This window comes from Pelomonas sp. V22, from assembly GCF_030014915.1.
Taxonomy (GTDB): Bacteria; Pseudomonadota; Gammaproteobacteria; order Burkholderiales; family Burkholderiaceae_C; genus JAUASW01.
Genome location: NZ_JAGIXS010000001.1, coordinates 113143 through 137535, shown reverse-complemented (window position 1 = coordinate 137535; position 24393 = coordinate 113143). Strand labels below are relative to the sequence as shown.

The window sequence follows — 24393 nt, the reverse complement described above, 5'->3', positions numbered from 1 at the left end:
TCATGACATTGACCGCATTGCTCGCAATCCTCGGCGGCCTGGTCCTGGCCGGCGTCATCGCCCATGGCGCCTGGAGCGCCCGCAAGGCCGGCCCGCGCCGCGCCGACCCGGCCATCGAGCCGCAAATGGGTGAAGGCCGCCAGGAGCCCAGCCTCGGCGACGCCCGCGAGGCCGTGGCCTCGGAGCTCGACAACACGCTGCCGGCCGCCGCGCGCCTCTTGCCGCGCAAACCCTCGGCCCGCATCGATGCGCTGATCGACGTGATTGCCACGCTGAGCCTGGAAGCGCCGGTCAGCGGCGAGATGGCGGCGGCGCAGATGCCGCCCAGCCGCCGCGCCGGCACCAAGCCCTTTCACATCGAAGGCCTGAACACCGAGAGCGGCGAGTGGGAACTGCCGCTGCCCGGCCAGCGCTACGGCGAGTTCCAGGCCGGGGTGCAGCTGGCCAATCGCAGCGGTGCGCTGAACGAGATCGAGTACAGCGAGTTCGTGCAGAAGGTGCAGGCCTTTGCCGATGGCATCAATGCCTCGGTCGACTTCCCCGACATGCTGGAGGTCGTGGCCCGCGCTCGCGAGCTGGACCAGTTCGCCAGCGCGCACGATGCCCAACTGGCCGTGCTGCTGCGCGCGCGCGATGCCGCCTGGACCCTCGGCTTTGTGCAGCAGCTGGCCTTGCGCCATGGCTTCGTGCCGGGTGCCATCCCGGGCCGCCTGGTGCTGTCGGCCGACGAGGAGGGCGCGCCGCCCATCCTGACCCTGAGTTTCGAATCGCAAGCCGCCCTGGCCGAAGACCCGCAGGCCAGCTCGCTGCGCGAGCTGACGCTGGCGCTGGACGTGCCGCAGACCCCCGAGTCGCAGGAGCCTTTCGCCGCCTGGCAGGAAGCCGCGCGCGGCCTGGCCCGCGACATCGAGGCCGACATCTGCGACGACCGCAGCCAGATCCTCAACCTGCACGCCTTCGCCGCCATCGACCAGGAGCTTGGCACGCTGTACCGCGCGCTGGCTTCGCGCGACCTGGCGGCCGGTTCAGCGGTGGCGCGCCGGCTGTTCAGCTGAAATGCATCGAGCCCACGAGCCATGCGGCTCGTGGGCTCGATGGGCCTGCGGCGCCGGGCGCACCGCAGGCGGCAGATCACTGCTTGGTGTTGCGGCGGCGGACGCCAACCACGGCACCGGCCATCGCCAGTGCGACCAGCGGAAGCGAGGCCGGTTCCGGAACCTTGCCGCCCGTATCACCGGCAGTTGCCGAACCGATGGTGATGTCGTCGTAAGCGGTCTGGTTGACGGTGCCACCAAAGTCGATCGACTTTGCGATGCCGGCGAACGAGGCGCCGACGGCGGTCCAGTTACAGAAACTGCCGGTCGGATCGCCCGAGCATCCATTGGCGCCGAATTGAGCGGCGAGGTCGATGCTGGCAATCAGGTTGCCTGTCGCGTTGATGTCGTCGTAAATCTTGATCGTGGCCGCCGTGGACGACGAATAGAAGAACGAGAAGCCGGTGTCGAACCCGGCTGCGTAGTTCAAGACGGCCGACCCCGTCAGGAAGAACATCACCGTCTTGCCAGATGGTTCGTTCGCAATGTTGCCGGAGCCACCAGCGTCCTGGTCAATGATCGACAGCGCATTGCTGCCGAAAGTGATGCCGTAGTTGCTGCCGGCGTTGCCGAGGCTGTCAGTGCCGCCACCATAGAAGCCGTTGAGGGACGCCTGATTGCCGGCGCCCTCGAACGTGAGAACGATCGGGGCAGCGCTGGCTGCCGTGGCTGCGAGCATGCCGACCGCAAGCGCGGCCGAAAGTAGATGCTTCTTCATAGGTCCTCTCTGATGTTGAGTGTGCAAAGGGTCGTCGTCGAAGGCGACCGCAGTGCTAAGCAACATTTGTGCCATCCCCTGTGATTCCGAAATTCTCCCAATTCAATCAGATACTTAGGTCATGATTTCATCAATATTTAGGAGGCTCGGCTTCTAGCGCCAGGTGACGCGCTGTAAAGAAAGCTGACATCCCTCTTTGGCAGTCCAGTTTGCGTCGCGCGCGGTTCAGCGTTGGCCCGACAGGCGTTTCGCTGCACTTGGTCGCGCGCTGCCTTCAGGCAGCTTTCAGCCTGAACCTCGCCACCACCTCAGCCAGCTTGTCGGCCTGCTCGCGCAGCGACTCGGAGGCCGCCGCTGACTCTTCGACCAGCGCCGCGTTCTGCTGGGTCATGCCGTCCAGCTGGGTGACCGCCGTATTGACCACGTTCAGGCTGCTGGTCTGGGTCTGCACCGAGCCAGCGATCTCGGCAATCAGCTGCGTCACCTGACGCACGGCCTGTACCACTTCACCCATGGTGCTGCCGGCATCGGCGACCTGGCGGGAGCCCGCTTCCACCTGCTCGACCGAGCTGGAGATCAAGGCCTTGATCTCGCGCGCCGCCTGTGCGCTGCGCTGAGCCAGCGTCCGCACCTCGGCTGCCACGACCGCAAAGCCGCGTCCCTGCTCACCGGCCCGCGCGGCTTCGACGGCGGCGTTCAGGGCCAGGATGTTGGTCTGGAAGGCGATGCCGTCGATGACGCCGATGATGTCGCTGATCTTGCGCGAGGACTGCTGGATGCCGTCCATGGTGGTGATCACGCGCGAGACCACGGTGCCGCCTTGCTCGGCCACGGTCGAAGCATTGGCGGCGAGGCGGCTGGCTTCGCTGGCTGAGGCGGCGCTGTTGCGGGCCGTCTCGGTGATCTGCTGCATGGCGGCCGAGGTCTGCTCCAGGTTGGAGGCGGCCTGCTCGGTGCGGGCCGACAGGTCGGCGCTGCCTGATGAGACTTCGCGGCTCGCCTCGGCGATGTAGTCGGCGCTGTGGCGCACGGTGCTGACCGAGGCGTTGAGGGCTTCCTGCATGCTGGAGAGGCAGCGCAGCAGGTCACCGAGTTCGTCGCCGCGGCTGCTGTCCACGTCGGTGCTCAGGTCGCCGTCGGCGATACGGTCTGCGGCATCGGCGGCCAGGCGCAGCGGCTGGGTCAGCGAGCGCGTCATCAGCCACGCGACCAGAGCGCCCAGGCCCATGGCCACGGCCACGGCCACCATGGTCCAGAGGCCCCAGAGCACCGACTTGTAGCTTCACTCGGCGTCGGCGTGAGCCGTCTGGGCGCCTTGGGTGTTGATTTCGGTCAGCTTGCCTATGGCATCGGCCGTGGAACGGAAGATCTTGCGCGATTCGCCGCGCAAAAAGGCAAGCGCTTCTTCTTGCTGGCCGGCCTTGACCATGGCCACCAATTTGTCCTGGCTCTGGCGGTAGCTCTCGACGATGGCATTGAAGGTCTTGAACTGTTCGCGCTCGGCCTCGCTGCTGAGCGTTTCGCCATAGGCTTTCAGCAGAGGAGGCAAGACCTGCCACTGCTTGGCCAGGCGGGCGCTTTCGTCCTCCACGGCCTTGGCGCCGCCGCCCAGCAACATCTGCAGTTCGGCGCGCCGCATCTGGTTCAGCGCTTCGTTGATGCCGGCGATCTGCTGGGTGCTGGGCAGCCAGTTGTCGCTCAGGTCGATGACGTTGTCCTGCACCCGGCTGACCCGGTTCGCGGCATAAAGCCCCATCAGCAGCATCAGCAGCAGGGTGCCGAAGCCCAGGCCCATGCGCAGGCCCACACGCACATTCGAGAGTTTCATCGTCAGTCCTCCGGCGCCAATCGGCGCAAAAAAGCTTGGGAAACCGAGTGAAGCAAGTGCGGCACATTGCTGTTGGGGCCTCATCGGGAACTTAGCACGCAGCCGTTCGCTTGTCGCTACCCCGGCAACGCCGTCTCTCAGCAGCGAGGCGGCGGCTAAACTGCCGCCCATGAGCACCAGCCTCTTGCTGATCGCGCTGCTGATTGCCGCCAGCGCCTTCTTCTCCATCGCCGAAATCTCGCTGGCCTCGGCCCGCCGACTCAAGCTGCAACAGCTGGTCGAGGAGGGTGATCCGCGTGCCGCGCGCGTGCTGGCCACGCAGGAACGCCCGGGCCATTACTTCACCGTGGTGCAGATCGGCGTCAACACGCTGGCCATCCTGGCCGGCATCGTCGGCGAGGGCGTGCTCTCGCCGCATTTCGAGGCCGCGATGAAGCTGGTGTTCGCCGATCCCGAGCGCGCCGCCGCCCTCGGTTTTGCGGCCTCCTTCGCCACCATCACCGGCCTCTTCATCGTGCTGGCCGACCTGCTGCCCAAGCGCCTCTCGATGAACGAGCCCGAGCGCCTCGCGATGGCTGTGATCGCTCCCATGCTGGCCCTGGTCACGGTGCTCAAGCCGCTGGCCTGGGTGTTCAGTGCGCTGTCCGATCTTTTGATACGCCTGCTGGGTCTGCCCGCTGGCCGCGACAACAGCATCACCCACGACGATATCCTCGCCCTGACCGAGGCCGGCAACCAGGCCGGCGTGGTGGCCGACGCCGAGCAGCAGGTCATCAACAACGTGTTCGAGCTCGACACCCGCCGCGTCGAAAGCGCGATGACGACCCGCGAGCGCATCGTCTACCTGTCGCTGGACGACGAGGAGGCGCTGATACGCACGCGCATCGCCGAGGAGCCGCATTCCACCTACCTGGTTTGCGACGGCGAAATCGACGCCGTGATTGGCTATGTCGATGCCACCGACCTGTTCCAGCGCGTGCTGCGCGACGAGCCGCTGGCGCTGCGCGACAGCCCCATCGTCAAGAAGGTGCTGATGGTGCCGGACCGGCTGACGCTGTCCGAGGTCCTGATCCAGTTCCGCGAGAAGCTCGAGGACTTTGCCGTCATCGTCAACGAGTACAGCCTCGTGGTCGGCGTGATCACGCTGAACGATGTGATGAGCACCGTGATGGGCAGCCTCGTCGCCTCGCACGACGAGGAGCAGATCGTGCGCCGCGACGACGGCAGCTACCTGGCCGACGGCATCACGCCCATCCCCGATGTGCAGCGCGCGCTGGAGCTGGAAGCCTGGCCCCATGCCGGCCAGTACGACACCCTGGCCGGCTTCCTGATGGTGATGCTGCGCCGCATCCCCCGGCGCACCGACCAGGTGGTCTGGGAGGGCTGGCGCTTCGAGGTGGTGGACGTGGACAGCCACCGTGTGGACCAGGTGATGATCACGCGCGTGCCGGCCGACCAATGAGTTTTCAGAATGCTTGATTTCGATTCCGCGAGCCGACGCGCCGCCGAGCTGCGCGAGCAGCTCAACCACCATGCCCACCTCTACTACGTGCTGGACGCACCGACGCTGCCGGACGCCGAGTACGACAAGCTCTACCAGGAGCTGCAGGCGCTGGAGGCCGCCCATCCCGAGTTGCTGACCGCCGACTCGCCAACCCAGCGCGTGATCGGCAAGGTGCTGGACGGCTTTGCGCCGGTGCGCCATGCGGTGCCCATGCTGAGCATCCGCACCGAGACCGACACCGAGGACACTGGCGCCATCGCCTTCGACGAGCGGGTGCGCCGCCAGCTGGAGCTGGCTGCCGATGCGCCGGCCATCGAGTACGCCGCCGAACTGAAGTTCGACGGCCTGGCGATGAACCTGCGCTACGAGAACGGCCTGCTGGTGCAGGCCGCCACGCGCGGCGACGGCGAGACCGGCGAGGATGTGACGCAGAACGTCCGCGGCATTGGCCAGATCCCGCTGCGGCTTCAGGGCGTGGCGGCTCCGGTGCTGGAGGTGCGCGGCGAGGTCTACATGCGGCGCGACGACTTCGAGGCGCTCAATGCACGCCAGCGCGAGCTGGGCGAGAAGACGTTCGTCAACCCGCGCAACACGGCCGCCGGCGCTGTGCGCCAGCTGGACCCCGAGCAGGCGCGCAAGAAGCCGCTGAGCTTCTACGCCTACGGCCTCGGCGAGGTGCAGGGCTGGGCCGTGCCAGACACCCATGCAGGACTGCTGGACGCGCTGGCGGCGATGGGCCTGCCGGTCTGCGAGCACCGGGTCGTGGCCCCGGGCGCGGCCGGCCTGGTCGAGTTCCACCAGCGCATCGCCGGTCTGCGCGACAGCCTGCCGTTTGACATTGACGGCGTGGTCTACAAGGTCAACAGCCGCGCGCTGCAGCAGCGCCTGGGTTTCGTCACCCGCGAGCCGCGCTGGGCCGTGGCTCACAAGTACCCGGCGCAGGAGCAGCTGACCACGGTCGAGGCCATCGATGTGCAGGTGGGCCGCACCGGCGCCATCACGCCGGTGGCGCGGCTCACGCCGGTCTTCGTCGGCGGCACCACGGTCAGCAATGTGACCCTGCACAACGAGGGCGAGGCCCAGCGCAAGGACGTGCGCATTGGTGACACCGTGATCGTGCGCCGCGCCGGCGACGTGATCCCCGAGATCGTCGGCGTGGTGCTGGAGCGGCGGCCGATGCGAGAGCTGCCCGGGCTGGACCTGCTGATGTCGCAGTCCGAGCCCTTGCATCCGCAATACCGCCTGCCTGCGGCCTGCCCGGTCTGTGGCTCGCATGTGGTGCGCGAGGAGGGCGAGGCGGTGGCCCGTTGCTCAGGTGGCCTGGCCTGCCCGGCGCAGCGCAAGGAGGCGATCCGCCATTTCGCCGGCCGCCGTGCGATGGACATTGAAGGCCTTGGCGAGCGCTACATCGACAACCTGGTAGAGCTCGGCTATGTGAATGGCATTGCCGACCTGTATGCGCTGACGCTGGACATGCTGCTCGAGATGAAGCGCCGTGCCGACGAGCGCGACGGCGTCACGCCCGAGACGGTGCAGGCCGGCAAGGTCGCCACCAAATGGGCCGAGAACCTGCTGGAAGCCATTGCAGCCAGCAAGCGGCCGCCGCTGGCTCGCCTGCTGTTCGCGCTGGGCGTGCGCCATGTTGGCGAGTCCACGGCCAAGGTGCTGGCCGACTGGCTGGGCCAGCTCGCCCTGGTGCGCCGCGCGCCCATGCCGCTGCTGCGCGTGCTGCCCGACATAGGCGCGACCGTGGCCGAGGCCATCGTCGACTTCTTTGCCGAGCCCAAGAACCAGCAGGCGCTGGACACGCTGCTGGCCGCCGGCGTGCAACCGGCCGACGAGCATGCGCCCAGCGCGCGACTGCGCGGATCCCTGCAGGACACCGTGCTGCTGGCCGCGCTGCAGATCCCCAAGCTCACCGAGCTGCGTTGCAAGCAGCTGGCCGATCAGGGGGTGGACTTGCGTCGCCTGGCCGCCATGGAGTCTGCCGGCGAGCCAGCCCTGGCTGCCTTGCCGACCGAAGCCGCTGCCGCGCTGATGCAATGGCTGGGCGAGGGCGCGCATCGCCAGGAGCTGCAGGCCCTGGCCGCGCTGCGCGATGAACTGCTGGCCCAGTTGCCCGAGGGCAGTGGCAGCGAGGGCCGCCTGGTGGGCAAGACCCTGGTGCTCACCGGCACCCTGCCCACGCTGAGCCGCGACGCCGCCAAGGACCTGATCGAGGCCGCTGGCGGCAAGGTGAGCGGCTCAGTCTCCAAGAAGACGCATTACGTCGTGGCCGGCAGCGAGGCGGGCTCCAAGCTGGACAAGGCCCAGGAGCTGGGCGTGCCGGTGCTGGACGAGGCCGGCCTGCAGGCCTTGCTGGCCGGCGAGTGAGCCCCGCCATGACTTGAGTGGCCTGTCACGAGGGCCACCGACAATCGCCGTCATGCACATCCTGATGGTTGAAGACGACATGGACCTCGGTGCCGCGCTGCACAAGGCGCTGCGCCTGGAGGGCCACAGCAGCACCTGGCTGCGCCGTGCTGCCGATGCTCCGCTGCGCCTGGAGCCGGGCGAGCAGGACGCGGTACTGCTGGACCTGGGCCTGCCCGATGGCAGCGGTCAGAGCCTGCTGGCACGCTGGCGCGAACAGGGCAGTGCCACGCCCATCGTCGTGATGACGGCGCTGGGCGCGCTCGAGGACAAGCTGGCCGGCTTCGATGGCGGCGCTGACGACTACGTGGTCAAGCCCTTCGAGCTGCCCGAGCTGCTGGCAAGGCTGCGCGCCGTGCTGCGCCGCGCGGCCCAGCAGGCCAGCGACAGCTGGCAGTTCGGCAGCCTGACGATAGAACCGCGCCGCCACCGCGCGCTGATCGCTGGCCAGGAGCTGGCGCTCTCGCCCAAGGAATACCAGCTTTTGTTCGAGCTGGCGCGCGAGCGCGGCGGCGTGCTGGCCAAGCCGCTGCTGGCCCAGCGCCTGGCACCGCTGGGCGAGGCCATGGACTATGGTGCGCTGGAGGTGCATCTCTCCAACCTGCGCCGCAAGATCGGGGCCGAGCGCATAGGCACGCAGCGCGGCGTGGGCTACTGGCTGGAGAGCCTGTGATGTGGCGCTTGCTGCGCCGCCTGCTCCAGGCCAGCCTGGCACGCCGCCTGCTGGGCACCTTGATGCTGTGCTTCGTGCTGGTGTCGGCCGTCTTGCTGGCGCAGAGCTGGTTCGAGTACCAGGCCTCGATGAAGCAGAACCCCGGCGTGCGCCAGTACGGCAGCCTGGTGGCCAGCGCGCTGGACGGCATAGACGACGAGGCCACAGCCGCGCGGGTGCTGCACTCGCTGGCGACGCGCACCAATGCGCTGCGCCGCGAGACCGCGCTGCTGCCGGGGGATCTGCTGCTCCAGCTCTACGATGCGCAAGGCCGTCGCATCTATGCCAGCGCCGAGAGCGATGCCGTGAGCCAGGTCGGCATGGCAGAGCAGCAACTGCTTGGCGTCCGGCACTGGACCTGGCGCGAAGACGGGCCGCGTTGGTCCTTGCGCATTGCCGAGCCAATGCTGCCCGACCGCAGCGTGCTGAGCTGGCTCTTGCTGGAGCTCGGCAGCTCGATGCTGATTGCCTTCCCGCTGGTGCTGCTGCCGCTGTGGCTGGCCGTTTACACCGGCCTTGCGCCGCTGCGCCGCCTGGCGCGGCGCCTGGCCAGCGTGGATGCCGACCCCAAGCTCGCGCCCCTCGATGTGGACCTGCGCTACGCCGAGCTGCGGCCGCTGGGTCAGGCCTTTGACGCCCTGATGGAGCGGCTGCGCAGGCGCCTGGCGCGCGAGCGCGCCTTCGTGCACGACGCGGCCCACGAGCTGCGCACGCCGTTGGCCGTGATCGCCACGCAGACCCATTTGCTGACAGGCGCACGCGACGAGGCCGAGCGCCAGGAAGCCGCCGAACAACTGCTGGCCTCGATACGCCGCACGGCCAAGCTCTCGCAGCAGCTGCTGGATCTGGCGGCGCTGGACCGCGAAGTCGGCATCGAACCAAGCCCGGTGGACCTGGCCAGCCTCAGCGCCCAGTTGCTCGCGGCCCAGGGTGGCATGGCCAGGGAGCGTGGCCTGACTCTGGAGTTGGACGCGCCCGAGCACCTGCCCTGGACGCTGGACCTGGCGGCCTTCCAGTCGGTGCTGCAGAACCTGATCGACAACGCCTTGCGCTATGTGCCGCGCGGCGGCCGCATCGAGGTGAGCCTGAGCCGCAGCGATCAAGGCCTGCGGCTCGCCGTCAGCGACGACGGCGAGGGCATTGCTGCCGAGCAGTGCGAGCTGGTGTTTGAGCGCTTCTGGCGCGGCCACCATCCCGGCCAGCCCGGCAGTGGCCTCGGCCTCGCCATCGTGCAGCAGGCGGCCCAGCGCCTCGGCGGCCGGATGCGCCTGGTCGAAGGCCTGCCCAACCGCCGTGGCGGCCACGGCGCCTGCTTCGAATTGAGCGTACTTGGCAAGTCTTAAGCTCGGGTTTTCCAGAATCTTCCCCATCGACAACGACGAGGGAGATTTCGATGGAACGAGGAGCAGGGCGAGCGGTGGCCGTGTTGGGCCGCAGGCGCTTGATGGCCTGGCTGGGCGCGGCGGCTGCCGCGTCCAGCCTGCCGGGCTGTGGTGGTGGCGGCAAGTCCATCACGGACCCGGTCGGCGAGCTGGACCGCTACAAGCAGCAAAAGACGCTGGACGATCAGGCGGTGGCCTGCCGCAAGGATGGCCTGGTCGGTGTGGCGCTGGCGCGCATGGCCGGGCCTGACGCAGAGCTCTTGCGCGCTGTGTCCGGTAGCACCCGCCTGACGGGTGGGCAGACGCTCAAGGGCAACGAGCGTTTTATGATTGGCTCCAACACCAAGGCCATGACGGCTGCCTTGGCGGCGCTGTGTGTCGAGCGAGGCCTGCTGCGCTGGGACAGCAAGCCCGCCGAGCTCCTGCCCGAACTCAAGGGGGCCTTGCATCCCGGCTATCAAGCCCTGACCCTCGCCCTGCTGCTGGATCACAAGGGTGGCCTGCCGGCCTTCACGGGCGAGGATGACCCGGCCCGCTTCATCGACTACCTCTCGACCTACGAAGGCCCCCTGCCGGCAGACGAGACCGGCCGCCGCCGCTTCTTCTGCGCCTGGCTGCTCGGCCAAGCGCCGGCTGCCAAGGTCGGCGAGGACTTCCTGTATTCCAATGCCGGCTACGCGCTGGCAGGCGCCATGCTCGAAGCCGCCAGCGGCCAGCGCTTCCAGGCCTTGTTCGATGCGCTGCTGTCCAAGCCGCTGAAGCTGGATCTGCAGTGGGGGCCGCCCCAGGCTGCCGAGCAGCCGCGCGGCCATGTGGGCGACACGCCCGCCGCGTTGAAGGCGACCCAGCCGCTGCCCGCCGAGTTGCAGATCTGGTGGGACGTGCTGCTGCCCTCGGGCGACGCCAACCTGGCGGTCGAAAGCTATGGCCAGTGGCTTCGCTGGCATCTCGAGGCCCTGCGGGGCCGCAGCACACCGCTGCCGGCGAGTTATGTGAGCCGGGTGCGCGCCCTCAAGCCGGCGCAGTACGCCCTCGGCTGGCTGGGCAGCGAGGTGGATGGCCGCGCCATCATCTTCCACACCGGGGCCGACCAGGGCTTCATGGCACTGGGCGCGATGGCCCAGGACGGCAGCCTGGCCCTGTTCGGTCTGACCAATACCTTCGGCTACCGTGCCGACGGCAGCAGCTGGGTGCTGGATTCGCTGAACCGCGCGGCGCAAGCCCTGCTGAAGGCTTAGCATGGCGGCGGCAACGAGCCGCCATCATGCAACGACGTCAGCTTCTTCTTCCCCTGCTTCTCGGCAGTGCGACCGGTCTCACCCGGGCTGCTTCCGATCCGGCCGTCCGGGTGCTGGTCGGCGATGCCGCCCCGTACTCCTTCCGCGATGGCGGGGGCCAGGTGGCCGGTGCGGCGGTCGAGCTGCTGCAGCTGGCGGCCAGGCGGCTCGGCCGCGAGTTGCAGCTGGAATTGATGCCTTTTGCGCGAGCGCTGCAGGACGCCTCGCTCGCTCGCCCGCAACTCGTGCTGCCGTCGGCACGCCTGCCGGCGCGTGAAGCGCTGCTCAACTGGATCGCGCCGCTGATCGAGGTGCGCTTCATGCTGTTTGCGCCGGTCGAGAGCCGGGTCGACATCAGCAGCCTCGATGCCGCCAAGCGATTGCGCGTTGGCGGCATGCGCTCGGCCGGCATGGTCGAGCTGGTGCAGGCGGCTGGCTTTTCCAGGCTGCAGTTCGTGACCAGCAACGAGGTGGCGCTGCGCATGCTGCGGCTCGGGCGCTTTGATGCGCTGCTGACGGCCGACCACTCGGTGTGCGAGGGCCTCAAGCGCATGGGGCTGTCCTATGACACGGTGCGCGAAGGCGCGCTGCTGCAAAAGGTCCAGCTTTGGCTTGCCGCCTCCAAGGGCATGCCCGAAGCCGAGCTGCTGGTCTGGCGGCAGGCCGTGGAGGCAATGAGGCGCGAAGGCCTCATCGCGCCGGTGCTGCGGCGCTCCGGACTGCTCGCTTGATCAGGCCCACCGCCAGCGCCGTGCCCAGCAGCACGATGGCGCAGCCGGCCAGCATGTGCAGGCTCAAGGACTCGCCGAGGAAAAGCCCGCCCCACAAGAGCGCGAACACCGGGATCAGGAAGGTCACGGCCAGCGCATTGGTCGGCCCCACGCGCTGCAGCAGGCGGAAATAGAGGATGTAGGCCAGGCCCGAGCACAGCAGGGCAAGGCCCACCACGCTGACCCAGGCGCGCGGCTCGGGCGTCGCCGCCGGCCAGAACCACAGCGCGAAAGGCAGCAGCCACACGGCGGCGGCCAGTTGGCTGCCGGCGGCCTGCGTCATGGCCGACACGCCGCCCATGTAGCGCTTGGTGAAGCTGGCTGAGAGGCCGTAGCTCAGCGTCGCTGCCAAGCAGGCCAGGATGGCCCAGCCGCTGCCGCCCGGCTTGAACGAGGCCTGGTCCCAGGCCAGGAACACCACGCCGCCGAAGCCCACGATCAGGCCCAGCACGCGCATCGCATCGAGCCGCTGGCTCAGCCACAGGAAGGCCACCAGGGCGCCCCACAGCGGCGTGGTCGCATTGAGAATGCTGGACAGGCCGGCCGTGATTGACAGTGCCGCGTAGGAAAAGAGCACGAAGGGGATGGCGCTGGTCAGGAGGCCGAGGCCCAGCATCGGGCGCCAGACCTGGCGCAGCTCCGCGAGGCCCTGGCGATGGGCGAGGATGGGCAGCAGGAACAGGGCCGCGCCGAGCACCCGCAGGCCGGCCAGCGTCATGGGCCCGAAAGCCGGTGCGCCCCAGCGCAGGAACAAGAAGCTCGCGCCCCAGACGGCGGCGAGCAGGACCAGTTCGCTCAGGTCGGCAAGTTTCACTGCAGCAGTCCTTCCAGCTTCAGCAGTGCCGTCTTGCGATGCAGGCCGCCGGCATAGCCGGTCAGCGAACCATCGGCGCCCAGCACGCGATGGCAGGGGATCAGGATGGACACCGGGTTGCGCCCCACGGCCGCGCCGACAGCGCGCGCGCTGCCAGGCTTGCCCAGCTGTGCGGCCAGCTCGCCGTAGCTGCGGCTCTCGCCGGCCGGAATCTGCAGCAACGCCAGCCAGACAGCGCGCTGGAAAGGCGTGCCCTGCGGATGCAGGGGCAGGTCTTGCGGCAAGGCCTGGCCCTTGAAGTAGGCGGCGAGGCCCGCCTCGACTTGCTCGAACAGCGGGTCGGCCGCAGCCTCGGGTGCATCCAGCAGCCCGGGATGGTGTTTCTGGCCGTCGAACCACAGGCCCACGAGGCCTTCGTCGTCGCGCAGGGCGGTCAAGGGGCCCAGCGGCGTGGCTATCCGTTGTTGTGCAAGCATGGCTTGTCGTCCTTCAATCATTCAATGAGGTCACTTCGGTGCGGTGGCTGCTTCGCGCCACAGCTGCAGCACGGCATAGCTGCGGTAGGGCTGCCAGTCGGCGGTGTCGGGCCCGGGCTCGCGCAAGGCGAGCATTTTCTTCAGCACCACGTCGCCCGGCGGAAAGGCATCCGGCCAGCTCCAGCCGCGCATCAGCATGTAGTGGGCGGTCCAGGGGCCGATGCCGGGCAGGGCTTCGAGGCCGGCCAGGGCTTCGGCCACGCCACCATCGCCACGGGCAAAGGCGAGCTGCGGCCAGGCCTTGGCAATGGCAATCAGCGATTCGGCGCGACGGCGGATGATGCCGAGCTCGGCGATGGACTCCACCGTGGCTTCGGCGATGTGCTCGGGGCGGGGGAACAGGCGATCGACGCCGGGGGCGGCTTGTTCGGGATCGAGAGGCTCGCCGAATCGCTCGACGAAACGGCCACCAATCGTGCGGGCCGCCGCCACCGTGATCTGCTGGCCCAGCACGGCGCGGACGGCCAGTTCGAAGCGGTCGGTGCTGCCGGGCAGGCGCAGACCCGGCGTGGCGGCCGCGAGCGAGCCCAGGCGCTCGGCAATGGCCTCAGGCTCGGCATCGAGGTCCAGCCAGCGCCTCACCAGCGGTATCAGGGCGGCCGCGCCGGCCCAAACCGAGCTGCAGGGTGAGAGCATCACGACCGGCTGATGGGCATCGAAGCGCACGACGATGCGGCCGGCCAGCTCGCGGCCGCCGTGGCGCAGCCTCAGCGAGCGGCTGACGGTGCGCGCTTCGAAATCCACGGTCTCGATACCCGGCAGGGCGCGCGCTGCAATGAACTGCAAGAGCGCCTCGGCGGCATAGGGCGGCCGGTAGGCCAGGCGCAGCGCCGGCTCACCGCAGGCTGACACCACCGAGCCGCGCCGCAGCATCGAGGGCTGCATCCGGTAGTGTTCCAGGAAGGCGGCATTGAAGCGCCGCAGGCTGCCAAAGCCGGCCGTGGCTGCCACTTCGGTGATGGGCAGGCCGGTATCAGCCAGCAATTGTTTGGCGAGCAGCAGGCGGCGCGTCTGCAGGTATTGCAAGGGGCTCACGCCATGCTCGGCGGCAAAGATGCGGCGCAGGTGGCGGTCGGTGATGCCGAGGCGCTGGGCCAGGGCCTCGACGGTCTCGGCCTCGCCGGCATCCATCAGTTCGGCGGCCTGGCGTGCCAGCGTCCGCGAAGCGTCCATCATGCTCCAGGCCTGGCCGGGCGCCAGCTCGGGCCGGCACTTCAGGCAGGGCCGGAAACGCTGGGCCTCGGCCTGGGCGGCGCTGGCGAAGAAACGGCAGTTGGCGGCCTTGGGGGTGCGCACCCGGCAGACGGGGCGGCAGTAGATGCCGGTGGAGGTGACGCCGACGAAGAAGCGGCCGTCGAAGCGCGCGTCGCGGGCCAGGAGGGCGGGGTAGCAGTGCAGGGCGTCTAGCGTGGACATGCAGCCATCTTAGGCCGCTGCCCCTGAATTACTGGCCGTTTCCGGACATGTGCCCGCCGGCCTTCAGCAGCTGGTATTTCTTCTGCAGGCGGCCCACGCTGCCGTCCTGCTCGAGGGCTCGATAGGCATCGAGCCATTGCTGCGCTTCGGCAGGGGCGAGGCGCAGCGAAGTGCCCATGTAAAGGTCGGCATCGCCGAGCGTGGCGACCATGCGGTAGTCGCTCGCCTTGAAGCCGAACGCCTGCATCGCCGCCTGCAGCATGGGCGCGCCGGCATAGGCGGCCACGGCCACGCCACGCGACACCATGCGCAGCATGTCGCGGTAGTCCTTGGCCTCGGCAATGTCGGCGAAGCCCTGGGCCTGCAGGTTCTTGATGATGGGCGAGCCGCGCAGCACGACGACCTTCTGCGCTCGCAACTGCTCCAGGCCGAGGGGATGGGGCGCCGTGTTCAGGGCGAAGAAGCTGTAGTGCACATGGGCCAGCGGTATCAGCCAGCGGAACTGGGCCTCGCGGTCGGGCGTGCGGGCCAGCGGGAACACGCCATAGGCCTCGCCCTCCTGGGTCAGCTTGACCGAGCGGGCCCAGGGGTAGAAGGCGACCTCGGGCTGTCGGCCGAGCTTGCGTGCCATCAGCACCAGCAGCTCGTAGGCATAGCCCTGGGGCCCCTGGGCGCTCTGCCAGACGAAGGGCGGCAGGTCGCCGCCCAGCCAGTGCAGGCGCTCCTGCACTTGTGCCAGCGCCGTGCCGCTGCCCAGTACAGCCAGGGTGGAGGCAATGATGAGCGAGCGCCGCATGGGCCCACTCTAGCAGCGGCGCCCGTCTACATGGCCTTGAACAGATGGACGTAGGCCCGGCTCACCGGCAGTTCACGCTCCAAGCCCTTGATCCGAACGAACAGCCGGCTCGTCTCGTCGCGCCGCGTGCCGGCCAGGTGCGCCAGGTTGATGACGGTCGAGCGGTGGATCTGCCAGAACTCATCGGGGTCCAGCTGCGCCACCAGCTCGGCGATGGGCATGCGTATCAGGTACTCGGCGTCGGCCGTCTGCACGCAGGTGTACTTGTCGTCGGCATGGAAGAAGCGCACCTCGCGCACATCGACCTGGTGCATCAGCTCGCCTTGGCTGGCACGCACGTAGCGCAGGCGGCTGGCGCTGGGGACCGGTGTGGCTGGCACCGGGCTGAGCTTGCGCAAAGCCTCGGCCAGGCCGGCGTCGGGCTCCGACTCAGGGGCTGCCAGCGCGGCGCGCACGCGCTCGACGGTCTTGGCGAGGCGATCGGTCTTGATCGGCTTGAGCACATAGTCCAGCGCTGCATGTTCGAAGGCCTCGACGGCGTATTCGTCGAAGGCGGTCACGAAGACCACGCGGGTCGGGCCCTCGATGCTCTCGGCCACCTCGAGGCCGGTGAGTCCGGGCATCTGGATGTCGAGGAAGGCAATGTCCGGCGACAGCTCGGCGATGCGGGCGGCGGCCTCGGTGCCGTTGCGGGCCAGGGCCACGACCTCCAGCTCGGGCCACAGGGTTTTCAATTGCTGGCGCAGGTACTCGGCCAGGTGGACTTCGTCGTCGGCGATCAGGGCGCGGGTCATGGGGTCTTCTTGTCGTCCAGGGGCAGGATGAGCTCGGCCACACAGCCTTGCTCGCTCGGGGTGACGCTGAGGCTGGCCTCCTCGCCATGGCGGGCGACCAGTCTTTCACGGATGTTCTTCAGGGCGAGGCCATGTCCGGGTCTGGCGCGGCGCTGGGCGGCGGCGAGGCCGAGGCCGTCATCCTCCACGCGCAGCCGCAGGCACCCGTCCAACAGCGTGGCCTCGATGCGCACGTGGCCGCCCTCGGCCTTGGCTTCGAGGCCGTGCATCACGGCGTTCTCCACCAGCGGCTGCAGCAGCAGCGGCGGCAGCTTCAGCTTGGCGAGCGCGGGCGGCACCTCGATGCTGAACTGCAGCCTTTCCTCGCCCATGCGGATCTGCATGAGCATGAGATAGCTTTGCACGGCCTGCAGCTCCTGCTCAAGCAGGCAGGTCTCCAGCCGCAGCGTGCCGAGGCTGGCGCGCAGGTAGTCGGTGAAGCATTCCAGCATCTGCTTCGCACGCTCGGGCGCCGGGTCGATCAGGCTTTGCACGGCTGCCAGACTGTTGAAAAGGAAGTGCGGCTCGATCTGGGCCTGCAGGCGCAGCAGCTGGGCCTCGGTGGCCTGCAGCTGCAGGGCCTTGCGCTTGTTGCTCTGCCAGGCCATGTAGATGCTGGCCAGGGCGAACATCAGGCTGATGAACAGGAACTGGCTGGCTGCGCGCACCGAGTCGAACGGCGATCCCCGGACCTCGACGTCGGCCACGACCCGCAACAGCCAGGTGAAGACCCAGAAGCTGAGCGCCATGATCACCATGGGCACGCCGGCAAAGAACAGGCTGCCGCCCCAGCCGCCCGCGTTGAGCCGGGCCAATCGCTTCTCAGAGGCCAGCAACTCGACGGCCCGGTAGGTGCCGTGGATGCAGAAGGCAATGAAAAAGCCGAGCAGGAAGGTGACCAGCACGGAGGCGAGGCTGAGCTGCGCCCGGCCGAACACCACGCCGAGGCTCATGAAGAAGCTCGGAAAGAACAGCGCAAAGGCGCTGCTGATCAGCAGGCGGGCCCACAGCTTCTCGTCGCGGTGCTTGTGCAACTTGAAGTAGCGGCTGCGGGCATAGCCGAAGTCTTGCAGCAGGGAGGTCAGGGTGGGCATGGCGCGTGAGTGTCGGTGTGACGATGGGCGAAGCCTAGAGGGATGGCCCCAGGGCGCGCGCCGGGCCGGCGACGAATCGACAGCGCGGCCGACGGACGGCGAGCCGCGGCCCCGGCCCGTCCCGATCACATGGCCTTGAACAGGTGGACGTAGGCGCGGCTGACGGCCAGCTCTCTTTCCAGGCCCCTCATGCGCAAGAGCAGGCGGCCGTTGTCGTCTCGCCGCGTGGTCTGCACGAAGTCGACATTGATCACCGTGGCGCGATGGACCTGCCAGAACTGCTCGGCGTCCAGCTGCTGCAGCAGCTCGGTGATGGGCGTGCGTATCAGGTACTCGCTGCCCGCCGTGCGGACCGCCGTGTACTTGTCGTCCGACTGGAAATACAGCACCTCGTCCACCGGGATCAGGTGGATCTGCGTCCCCTGGCTGGCGCGCACATGGCGCAACAGGCCTGGGGGTGGATCGCTCGCCGCCGGTGCCTGGGCCTGCATCAGCCGCTGCAGCACCCGGGCCAATTGGTCGTCCGACGCGGCTTGCGCGGCGGGTTGCAGCAGGCGCTGCAGCCGCTCCACCGTGCGTTGCAGCCGCTCGGCGCGGACGGGCTTGAGCACGAAGTCCAACGCCTCATGCTCGAAGGCCTCCAGCGCATGCTGGTCGTAGGCGGTGACGAAGACCACGCGGGTCGGGCCCTCGATGCCCTGGGCCACCTCCAGGCCGCTGAGCCCGGGCATCTGGATGTCGAGGAAGGCGACGTCGGGCTGCAGGCTGGCGATCTGCTCGGCGGCTTCGACGCCGTTGCTGGCCAGGCCGACGATGCGCAGCTCGGGCCAGAGCTCGCGCAGCCGGTCCTGGAGCACCCTCAGCAGATGGGGTTCGTCGTCGGCCAGCACGGCGCTGGGGGCGGCGGGTGATGTTGGAAGGCTCATGGTTCAGATCGTCAATTCTTGCGTCGCCGTGCTGGCCGCCGGGCGAAGGGCCGGAAAACTCAGGCGCACGCAGGTGCCATGGCCGCTGGCGGCCTCTTCAATCAGCAATTGCGCCTTGGGGCCGTAGGCTGCCAGCAGCCGGTCGCGGATGTTCTTCAGCGCCACGCCGTTGCCGCGCCTGGGATGGCGGCGGCTGTGCGCGAGGCCCACGCCGTCGTCCTCGATCTCCAGCACGAAGCCCGCGCCCTGCGGCCGCGCGCGCAGCAGCACCGTGCCACCCCGCACCTGCGGCTCCAGCCCATGGTGCAGGGCGTTCTCGACCAGGGGCTGCAGCAGCAGCGGAGGGATGCGTGCGGCGTGCAGCTCGGCCGGCACCTCGATGCGGGTCTGCAGGCGCGGGCCCATGCGGCATTGCATGACGGTCAGGTAGCTCTGCACCAGGGCCAGCTCCTGGCCGAGGCTGACGTCCTGAGCGCGCATCTGCTGCAGGCTGGCGCGCAGGTAGTCGGTGAAGGCGTCCAGCATGCGCCGGGCCTGGGCCGGCTCGTAGTCCATCAGGCCCTGGACATTGGCGAGCGTGTTGAACAGGAAATGCGGTTCGATCTGCGCCTGCAGCAGGCGCAGTTGGGCCTCGGTCATCTGCTGCTGGGTCAGCTGGCTTTTCAGCTGGGCGCGCAGGCGCCAGAAGGCGAGCAGCGCAAAGACAGCGCCGCAAAACAGGAAGGTGATCAAGCTGCCCTTGTCGGGCAGGCGCGGTGCGACCAGCACGCCTTCGTGCCGCGAGCGCACGAAGGTCTGGTACATCACCAACCCGAGGGCGCTTTGCACGGCTGGCAGGGCGATGAAGACGAGCAGGCTGTCGCGCCCGGTGCCCCGGTTCAAGGCCTCCAGGCGCTCGGCCGGCAGCAGCCGCTCGATCAGCCTGAATCCGAGGTGGCAAAGCAGGCCGATCAGGGCGCCCAGCTGGGCCGAGATGGCGAGGTAGGGCACCCAGAAGTCCGGCTTCAACAGGTTGGCACTGAAGAGGGCGGCGAGCAGGGTGAACCCATCGCCGACCAGGGCACCGACACCGGCATGCAGCAGCATGCCCAGCCACAGCGGCTCGGCGCGCTGCTTGTTGAGGCGCCAATAGTCGCGCCGTGCACCGCGCAGCCGCTGCTTCCAGGAAGTCGTCATCGCGCCAGTGTAGGGAGCCATGCGGCGCGGTGCGGCAGCATCGGTCGCGGGCGGTCGCGGCGCAGCGCCAATCGACGAGGCGGTGGGCTGGGCGGTTACGGCGCAGGCACGAAGCCGCCTCCGCTCCCTGCCTACAATCGCCGCCAGTCCAGAGCTGTCTACCCCTACAAGAGAGACCTTCATGCAAGTTCAAGCCTCCGCCTTCAAGGCCTATGACATCCGTGGCATCGTGGGCCAGAGCCTGACCGAGGAGATGGCCGAGCACCTGGGCCGGGCCTTCGGCACCGAGGCCAAGCTGATCGGCGAGAAGGCCGTGGCCGTGGGCCGCGATGGCCGGCTCTCGGGCCCCTCGCTGGCGGCGGCCCTGATCCGCGGCCTGGCCTCGACCGGCCTCGACGTGGTGGACATCGGCGCGGTCACGACCCCGATGCTGTACTACGTGGCCGCCACGCGCGGCAAGCATGGCTGCAACTCCGGCATCATGGTCACGGGCAGCCACAACCCCAAGGACTACAACGGCTTCAAGATGGTGCTGGGCGGCGCGGCCGTCTATGGCGAGCAGATCCAGGGCATCCGCCGCCGCATCGAGGCCGAGGACTACGACAGCGGCAAGGGCCGCGTCGGCAAGATGGACATCGGCGCGGAGTACCAGCATCGCGTCGTGTCGGATTGCAAGCTCTCGCGCCCCATGAAGATCGTCGTCGACTCCGGTAACGGCATCCCCGGCGCCAATGCACCGGCCATCCTGCGCGCCCTCGGCTGCGAGGTGATCGACATCTTCAGCAAGGTTGATGGCGACTTCCCCAACCACCATCCCGATCCCTCGCGCCCCGAGAACCTCGAGGATCTGAAGCGCATCGTCCACGCCTGCGACGCCGAGCTGGGCCTGGCGTTTGATGGCGACGGCGACCGCCTCGGCATCGTCACCAAGGACGGCCAGATGATCATGCCGGACCGCCAGATCATGCTGCTGGCCGCCGACATCCTGAAGCGCAACAAGGGCGCCGAGATCATCTTCGACGTCAAGTGCACGCAGCGCCTGGCGCCCTGGATCCGCAAGCATGGCGGCAAGCCGCTGATGTGGCTGACCGGCCATTCGCTGGCCAAGGCCAAGCTGAAGGAAACAGGCGCACCCATGGCCGGCGAGCTCAGCGGCCACATCTTCTTCAACGAGCGCTGGTACGGCTTTGACGATGCCATGTACACGGCCGGCCGCATGCTGGAGATCCTCTCGCGCTCCAAGGACCCGAGCGCCGTGCTGAACGCGCTGCCCGACAGCTTCGCCACGCCCGAGATCAACGTGCCCTGCGCCGAGGGCGAGCACCACGAGGTCGTGAAGCAGCTGAAGGAGATCGCCGAGTTCCCCGGCTCGCTGGAGGTGATCACCATCGACGGCCTGCGCGTCGAGTACGCCGACGGCTTCGGCCTGATCCGCCCGTCCAACACCACGCCGGTGCTGGTGCTGCGCTTCGAGGGCCACACGCCCGAGGCGCTGGAACGCATCCAGCACGATGTGGTGGCGCAGCTGAAGCGCGTCAAGCCTGACGCCGTCTTTGCGGCGGGCCATTGAAAGAAGCGATCAGCCGCTGGCTCTACGCGAGCTTCCTGCGGCTGGCCACGCCGCTGTACTTGCTGCGCCTGTGGCGGCGCGGTGCGGCCGAAGCGGCCTACCGCCAGCACTGGGGCGAGCGCCTGGGGCTGTACAGCGGCACCGCCGAGGCGGGCCGCCTCTGGGTTCATGCCGTCTCGCTCGGCGAGACGCTGGCCGCCCGCGCCCTGATCGAAGAGCTGCGCTACCAGCGGCCCGGCCTGCGCCTCTTGCTGACCCACAGCACGGCCACCGGCCGCGAAGCCGGCGCCGCGCTGCTGCAGCCCGGCGATGTTCAGGCCTGGCTGCCCTACGACACGCCGGGCGCCGTGCGGCGTTTTCTCAGGCATTGGCGGCCGGCCATCGGCGTGCTGATGGAGACCGAGATCTGGCCCGTTCTTCAGCATGAGTCTGCGAAGGCGGGCTTGCCGCTGGTGCTGGCCAACGCGCGCTTGTCGGAGAAGAGCTTCCGGCAAGGCCGGCGGTTGCGTTGGCTGATGGAGCCGGCCGCACGAGCACTGAAGCTGGCCCTGGCCCAGACCGAAACCGATGCACGGCGCTTGCGCGAGAGCGGCGTGGGTGCCGTGCAGGTCTGCGGCAATCTGAAGTTCGACCTCCATCCCGATGAAACCCTGCTGGCCCAGGGCCGTGCCTGGCACGCACAGTTGAAGCGGCCGGTGCTGCTGTTCGCCGTCAGCCGCGAAGGCGAGGAAGCGCTGCTGCTGAGCACCTTCGCCGCCCTGCCTGCCGCCAGCCGGCCGCTGCTCTTGATCGTGCCGCGCCATCCGCAGCGTTTTGACGAAGTGGCCGGCCTGATCGAGGCGGCGGGCCTAAGGCTCGCGCGGCGTAGCAGCTTTGGCGAGAAGCCGAGCAGCGAGGCGTGGCAGGCCGATGCCTGGCTGGGAGACAGCCTGCGCGAGATGGCGCTGTACTACGGCCTGGCTGACGCGGCCTTGCTCGGCGGCAGCTTCCTGCCGCTCGGTGGCCAGAACCTGATCGAGGCGGCGGCCTGCGGCTGCCCTTTGCTGATGGGGCCGCACACCTTCAACTTCGCCCAGGCTGCGGAGCTGGCGCTGGAAGCCGGTGCGGCCTTGCGTGTGGCCGACATGGAGCAAGGCCTGGCTCAGGCGCGTGCCCTGATCGCCGATGCGTCGCGCCGTGAAGCCATGGCGGGCCGGGCCGAGGCCTTTGCCGCGGCGCATCGCGGGGCAGCCGGCCGCATGGCCGAGGCGCTGCTGGGCTTGCTCAAGCGCTGAGGATCAGCCCGGCCGGCCCGGCGCTGACCTGGCCAATCTCGGCCGCGTCGTCGAAACCATGGCGGTGGAGGATCTCCATCACCGCCGGCAGGGCTTGCTCCGTACAGCTGACGAGCAGGCCACCGCTGGTCTGCGGGTCGGTCAGCAAGGCGCGGTCGGCCACTGCAAAGCCCTCTGGCAGGCCGATCTGCTCGCCATAGGACGCCCAGTTGCGGCCCGAGGCACCCGTCACCAGGCCTCGCTCGGCCAGCTCGCGCACACCATCCAGCAAGGGCACGCGGGCCCAGTCGATCAGCACGCTGAGGCCCGCGCCGCGCGCCAGCTCCAGGCCATGGCCGGCCAGGCCGAAGCCGGTGACATCGGTCAGCGCATGGACGCCGCTCAAGGCGGCGAGTTCGGGGCCCGGCGTGTTCAGCTTCGTCGTGGTGGCGATCATCTGCGCGTAGCCGGCAGCATCGAGCTTCTCCTTCTTCAGCGCGGCTGACAGCACGCCCACGCCCAGCGGCTTGCTCAGCACCAGGCGGTCGCCGACCTGGGCGTCGGCATTGCGCTTGACCTGCTTGGGATGGACGAGGCCCAGCACCACGAGGCCGTAGATCGGCTCGACCGAATCGATGGTGTGGCCGCCGGCAATCGGGATCCCGGCGGCGGTACAGACCGACTGGCCGCCCGCCAGGATCTTGCCTATGGTCTCGACCGGCAGCACGTTGACCGGCATGCCCACGAGGGCCAGCGCAAAGATGGGCTTGCCGCCCATCGCATAGACATCGCTGATCGCATTGGTGGCGGCGATGCGGCCGAAGTCGAAGGGGTCGTCGACGATGGGCATGAAGAAGTCCGTCGTCGCCACGAGGGCCTGTTCCTCGTTCAGCTGGTAGACGGCCGCGTCGTCCGCCGTGGCGATGCCGACCAGCAACTCGGGCGGCATCAGGGTGCTGGCGCCGCTGTGCTTGAGGATGTCGGCCAGCACTGCGGGTGCGATCTTGCAGCCGCAGCCGCCGCCATGCGAGAGGCTGCTGAGACGGGGAACGGCGGCGTCGGGATTCATGGCGGACGATGGCTGCTGTCGGGCCGCCATGATAGGCGCAGGCTCAGCCGTTCATCGCCCGCAGCTTGCGGTACAGCGTGCTGCGCCCGATGCCCAGCGCCCGCGCCGCCAGCGAGAGATTGCCACCGCTGGCTTGCACCGCCGCCTGGATGGCCTGGCTCTCGGTCTGGCGCAGGCTGTGCATGGCCGCCGCCGCTGGCGGTGGCGCCGGTGTGAACAAGCTGCGTGGCGCAGCGGCCTCGGCGGCCGACAAGGGATGGCGCGAGAGCGGCTGATTCAGTTGCACGCTGAGCTTGGCATGCAGCACGCGCTCACCGCGCGGGAGTTGCAGCGAGGCATCACCGCGCGAGCGGTCCACAGCCTCGCCGTAACCGAGACCGAACAGGCTGGACAGGCTTTCACGCCGCAGCACCGCCGCCGGCAGGCCGAGCAACTCCAGCGCGCGCCGGTTGGCGCCCAGCACATGGCCTTCTTCGTCCAGCGCCAGCTGGCCTTCGTTCAAGGTGCCGAGGCCGGCGATGCTGGTGTGGAACTGCAGCCGCGTGCTGTGGCGGAAGCGGTCGCCAAACCACTGGTCCTCGATCAGGCGGGCCGACATGGTGGCCAGGGCCAGCGTGTGCGGATGGTAGGAGCGGCGGTCGCCGGAGACGTCGATCACGCCAAGGAGTGCGCCCTTGTGGTCAAAGATGGGCGCGGCCGAGCAGGTCAGGAACTGCATGGAGCGCAGGTAGTGCTCCTGACCGTGGACCAGGGTCGGCAGCTCGGTCATCAAGGTGGTGCCGACCGCGTTTGTTCCCTTGTCCGCCTCTGACCAGAGCGCGCCGGGCGAGAGCGCCACCTGCTGAGCGCGCTGCAGGAAGCCGGGGTCGCCGAGCGAATGCAGGATCACGCCGCTGGCGTCGGTCAGCAGCACCATGCTTTGCGCGTGGGTCAGCTGCTCGTAGAGCATTTCCATCACCGGCAGGGCCTGGGCACAGAGGCGCGCGTTGCGGTGCTGCAGGTCTTGCAGGCCGGCGCTGGTGAGGCGGGTGAGGTCGGCCTCAGCGCCGGGGCTCAGGCCGAAGGCGACGCAGCGTTCATGCGAGCTGGCGATGTCTTGCGCATGCTTGGCGTCGAGCGCCGCGCGTGGCACCGCGCCGTTGCCGTGCGGCCCCTGCGGACCTTGCAGACCCTGCGCTTGCGCCATCGGAACACCTTTGCTGCATGAAGCTGC

At 68.8% G+C, this 24393-nt stretch carries 22 protein-coding genes; 9 read left to right on the top strand and 13 right to left on the bottom strand.

Translation table 11 applies throughout. The features are described 5' to 3' along the window. Positions 1-2: 2 nt before the first annotated feature. Positions 3-1055 (top strand): cell division protein ZipA C-terminal FtsZ-binding domain-containing protein, encoded by a 1053-nt coding sequence (locus J7U46_RS00660; RefSeq protein WP_282822886.1) that lies wholly within the window; start codon positions 3-5, stop codon positions 1053-1055. A 76-nt stretch (positions 1056-1131) separates the two neighbouring features. Here J7U46_RS00660 and J7U46_RS00655 read toward each other — a convergent pair whose 3' ends face one another. The 3 genes from J7U46_RS00655 to J7U46_RS00645 form a co-directional block, all read right to left on the bottom strand. Continuing rightward, the gene (locus tag J7U46_RS00655) at positions 1132-1812 is read right to left on the bottom strand and encodes a PEP-CTERM sorting domain-containing protein (protein WP_282822885.1); all 681 of its coding nucleotides are present in this window, start codon (positions 1810-1812) and stop codon (positions 1132-1134) included. A gap of 274 nt (positions 1813-2086) precedes the next feature. After that, positions 2087-3082 (bottom strand): methyl-accepting chemotaxis protein, encoded by a 996-nt coding sequence (locus J7U46_RS00650; protein ID WP_282822884.1) that lies wholly within the window; start codon positions 3080-3082, stop codon positions 2087-2089. Between the two features lie 12 nt (positions 3083-3094). Then, complete coding sequence (locus J7U46_RS00645) at positions 3095-3640, bottom strand: MCP four helix bundle domain-containing protein (protein ID WP_282822883.1); 546 nt, start codon at positions 3638-3640, stop codon at positions 3095-3097. 169 nt (positions 3641-3809) lie between these two features. Between J7U46_RS00645 and J7U46_RS00640 the strand changes: the two genes are divergently transcribed. The 6 genes from J7U46_RS00640 to J7U46_RS00615 are packed head-to-tail and all read left to right on the top strand — an operon-like array spanning position 3810 to position 11658. After that, complete coding sequence (locus J7U46_RS00640; RefSeq protein WP_282822882.1) at positions 3810-5102, top strand: hemolysin family protein; 1293 nt, start codon at positions 3810-3812, stop codon at positions 5100-5102. A 9-nt stretch (positions 5103-5111) separates the two neighbouring features. Then, a complete protein-coding gene (gene ligA, locus J7U46_RS00635; protein ID WP_282822881.1) occupies positions 5112-7517 on the top strand; it encodes an NAD-dependent DNA ligase LigA in 2406 nt (801 codons plus the stop codon). Between the two features lie 52 nt (positions 7518-7569). Next, a complete protein-coding gene (locus tag J7U46_RS00630; RefSeq protein ID WP_282822880.1) occupies positions 7570-8229 on the top strand; it encodes a response regulator transcription factor in 660 nt (219 codons plus the stop codon). Then, complete coding sequence (locus J7U46_RS00625) at positions 8229-9611, top strand: HAMP domain-containing sensor histidine kinase (protein ID WP_282822879.1); 1383 nt, start codon at positions 8229-8231, stop codon at positions 9609-9611. Before J7U46_RS00630 ends, J7U46_RS00625 begins: the two co-directional genes overlap by 1 nt. 50 nt (positions 9612-9661) lie before the next feature. Next, positions 9662-10888 (top strand): serine hydrolase domain-containing protein, encoded by a 1227-nt coding sequence (locus tag J7U46_RS00620; RefSeq protein WP_282822878.1) that lies wholly within the window; start codon positions 9662-9664, stop codon positions 10886-10888. A 26-nt stretch (positions 10889-10914) separates the two neighbouring features. Next, positions 10915-11658, top strand: a complete 744-nt coding sequence (locus J7U46_RS00615) for a transporter substrate-binding domain-containing protein (protein WP_282822877.1) — start codon at positions 10915-10917, stop codon at positions 11656-11658. Here the strand turns inward: J7U46_RS00615 and J7U46_RS00610 are convergent. From J7U46_RS00610 to J7U46_RS00575, 8 genes are all read right to left on the bottom strand, one after another. After that, on the bottom strand, positions 11618-12511 hold the full coding sequence (locus J7U46_RS00610) for a DMT family transporter (RefSeq protein ID WP_282822876.1): 894 nt from the start codon (positions 12509-12511) through the stop codon (positions 11618-11620). The two genes, J7U46_RS00615 and J7U46_RS00610, sit on opposite strands and share 41 nt — an antisense overlap. Beyond that, positions 12508-12987, bottom strand: coding sequence for a methylated-DNA--[protein]-cysteine S-methyltransferase (locus J7U46_RS00605; RefSeq protein ID WP_282822875.1), 480 nt, complete (start codon positions 12985-12987; stop codon positions 12508-12510). The genes J7U46_RS00610 and J7U46_RS00605 overlap by 4 nt, the downstream gene beginning before the upstream one ends. A gap of 30 nt (positions 12988-13017) precedes the next feature. Continuing rightward, complete coding sequence (locus J7U46_RS00600; protein ID WP_282822874.1) at positions 13018-14463, bottom strand: Ada metal-binding domain-containing protein; 1446 nt, start codon at positions 14461-14463, stop codon at positions 13018-13020. A 28-nt stretch (positions 14464-14491) separates the two neighbouring features. Then, positions 14492-15259 carry a transporter substrate-binding domain-containing protein gene (locus J7U46_RS00595; RefSeq protein ID WP_282822873.1) on the bottom strand — a complete coding sequence of 256 codons (768 nt, stop codon included), beginning with the start codon at positions 15257-15259 and terminating at the stop codon, positions 14492-14494. Between the two features lie 26 nt (positions 15260-15285). Continuing rightward, positions 15286-16053 carry a LytTR family DNA-binding domain-containing protein gene (locus tag J7U46_RS00590; RefSeq protein WP_282822872.1) on the bottom strand — a complete coding sequence of 256 codons (768 nt, stop codon included), beginning with the start codon at positions 16051-16053 and terminating at the stop codon, positions 15286-15288. Continuing rightward, the gene (locus J7U46_RS00585) at positions 16050-17186 is read right to left on the bottom strand and encodes a histidine kinase (protein ID WP_282822871.1); all 1137 of its coding nucleotides are present in this window, start codon (positions 17184-17186) and stop codon (positions 16050-16052) included. Before J7U46_RS00585 ends, J7U46_RS00590 begins: the two co-directional genes overlap by 4 nt. 125 nt (positions 17187-17311) lie before the next feature. Further along, positions 17312-18112, bottom strand: a complete 801-nt coding sequence (locus J7U46_RS00580) for a LytTR family DNA-binding domain-containing protein (protein ID WP_282822870.1) — start codon at positions 18110-18112, stop codon at positions 17312-17314. A gap of 3 nt (positions 18113-18115) precedes the next feature. Then, positions 18116-19288, bottom strand: coding sequence for a histidine kinase (locus J7U46_RS00575; RefSeq protein WP_282822869.1), 1173 nt, complete (start codon positions 19286-19288; stop codon positions 18116-18118). Between the two features lie 181 nt (positions 19289-19469). Between J7U46_RS00575 and J7U46_RS00570 the strand changes: the two genes are divergently transcribed. Continuing rightward, positions 19470-20858 carry a phosphomannomutase/phosphoglucomutase gene (locus J7U46_RS00570; RefSeq protein ID WP_282822868.1) on the top strand — a complete coding sequence of 463 codons (1389 nt, stop codon included), beginning with the start codon at positions 19470-19472 and terminating at the stop codon, positions 20856-20858. Continuing rightward, positions 20855-22132 (top strand): 3-deoxy-D-manno-octulosonic acid transferase, encoded by a 1278-nt coding sequence (locus J7U46_RS00565; RefSeq protein WP_282822867.1) that lies wholly within the window; start codon positions 20855-20857, stop codon positions 22130-22132. Before J7U46_RS00570 ends, J7U46_RS00565 begins: the two co-directional genes overlap by 4 nt. Here J7U46_RS00565 and selD read toward each other — a convergent pair. Further along, positions 22122-23180 carry a selenide, water dikinase SelD gene (gene selD, locus J7U46_RS00560; protein WP_282822866.1) on the bottom strand — a complete coding sequence of 353 codons (1059 nt, stop codon included), beginning with the start codon at positions 23178-23180 and terminating at the stop codon, positions 22122-22124. The genes J7U46_RS00565 and selD overlap by 11 nt on opposite strands. A 43-nt stretch (positions 23181-23223) precedes the next feature. Further along, entirely contained in the window at positions 23224-24366 is a 1143-nt protein-coding gene (locus tag J7U46_RS00555) for a helix-turn-helix domain-containing protein (protein ID WP_282822865.1), read from the bottom strand. Positions 24367-24393 lie beyond the last annotated feature (27 nt).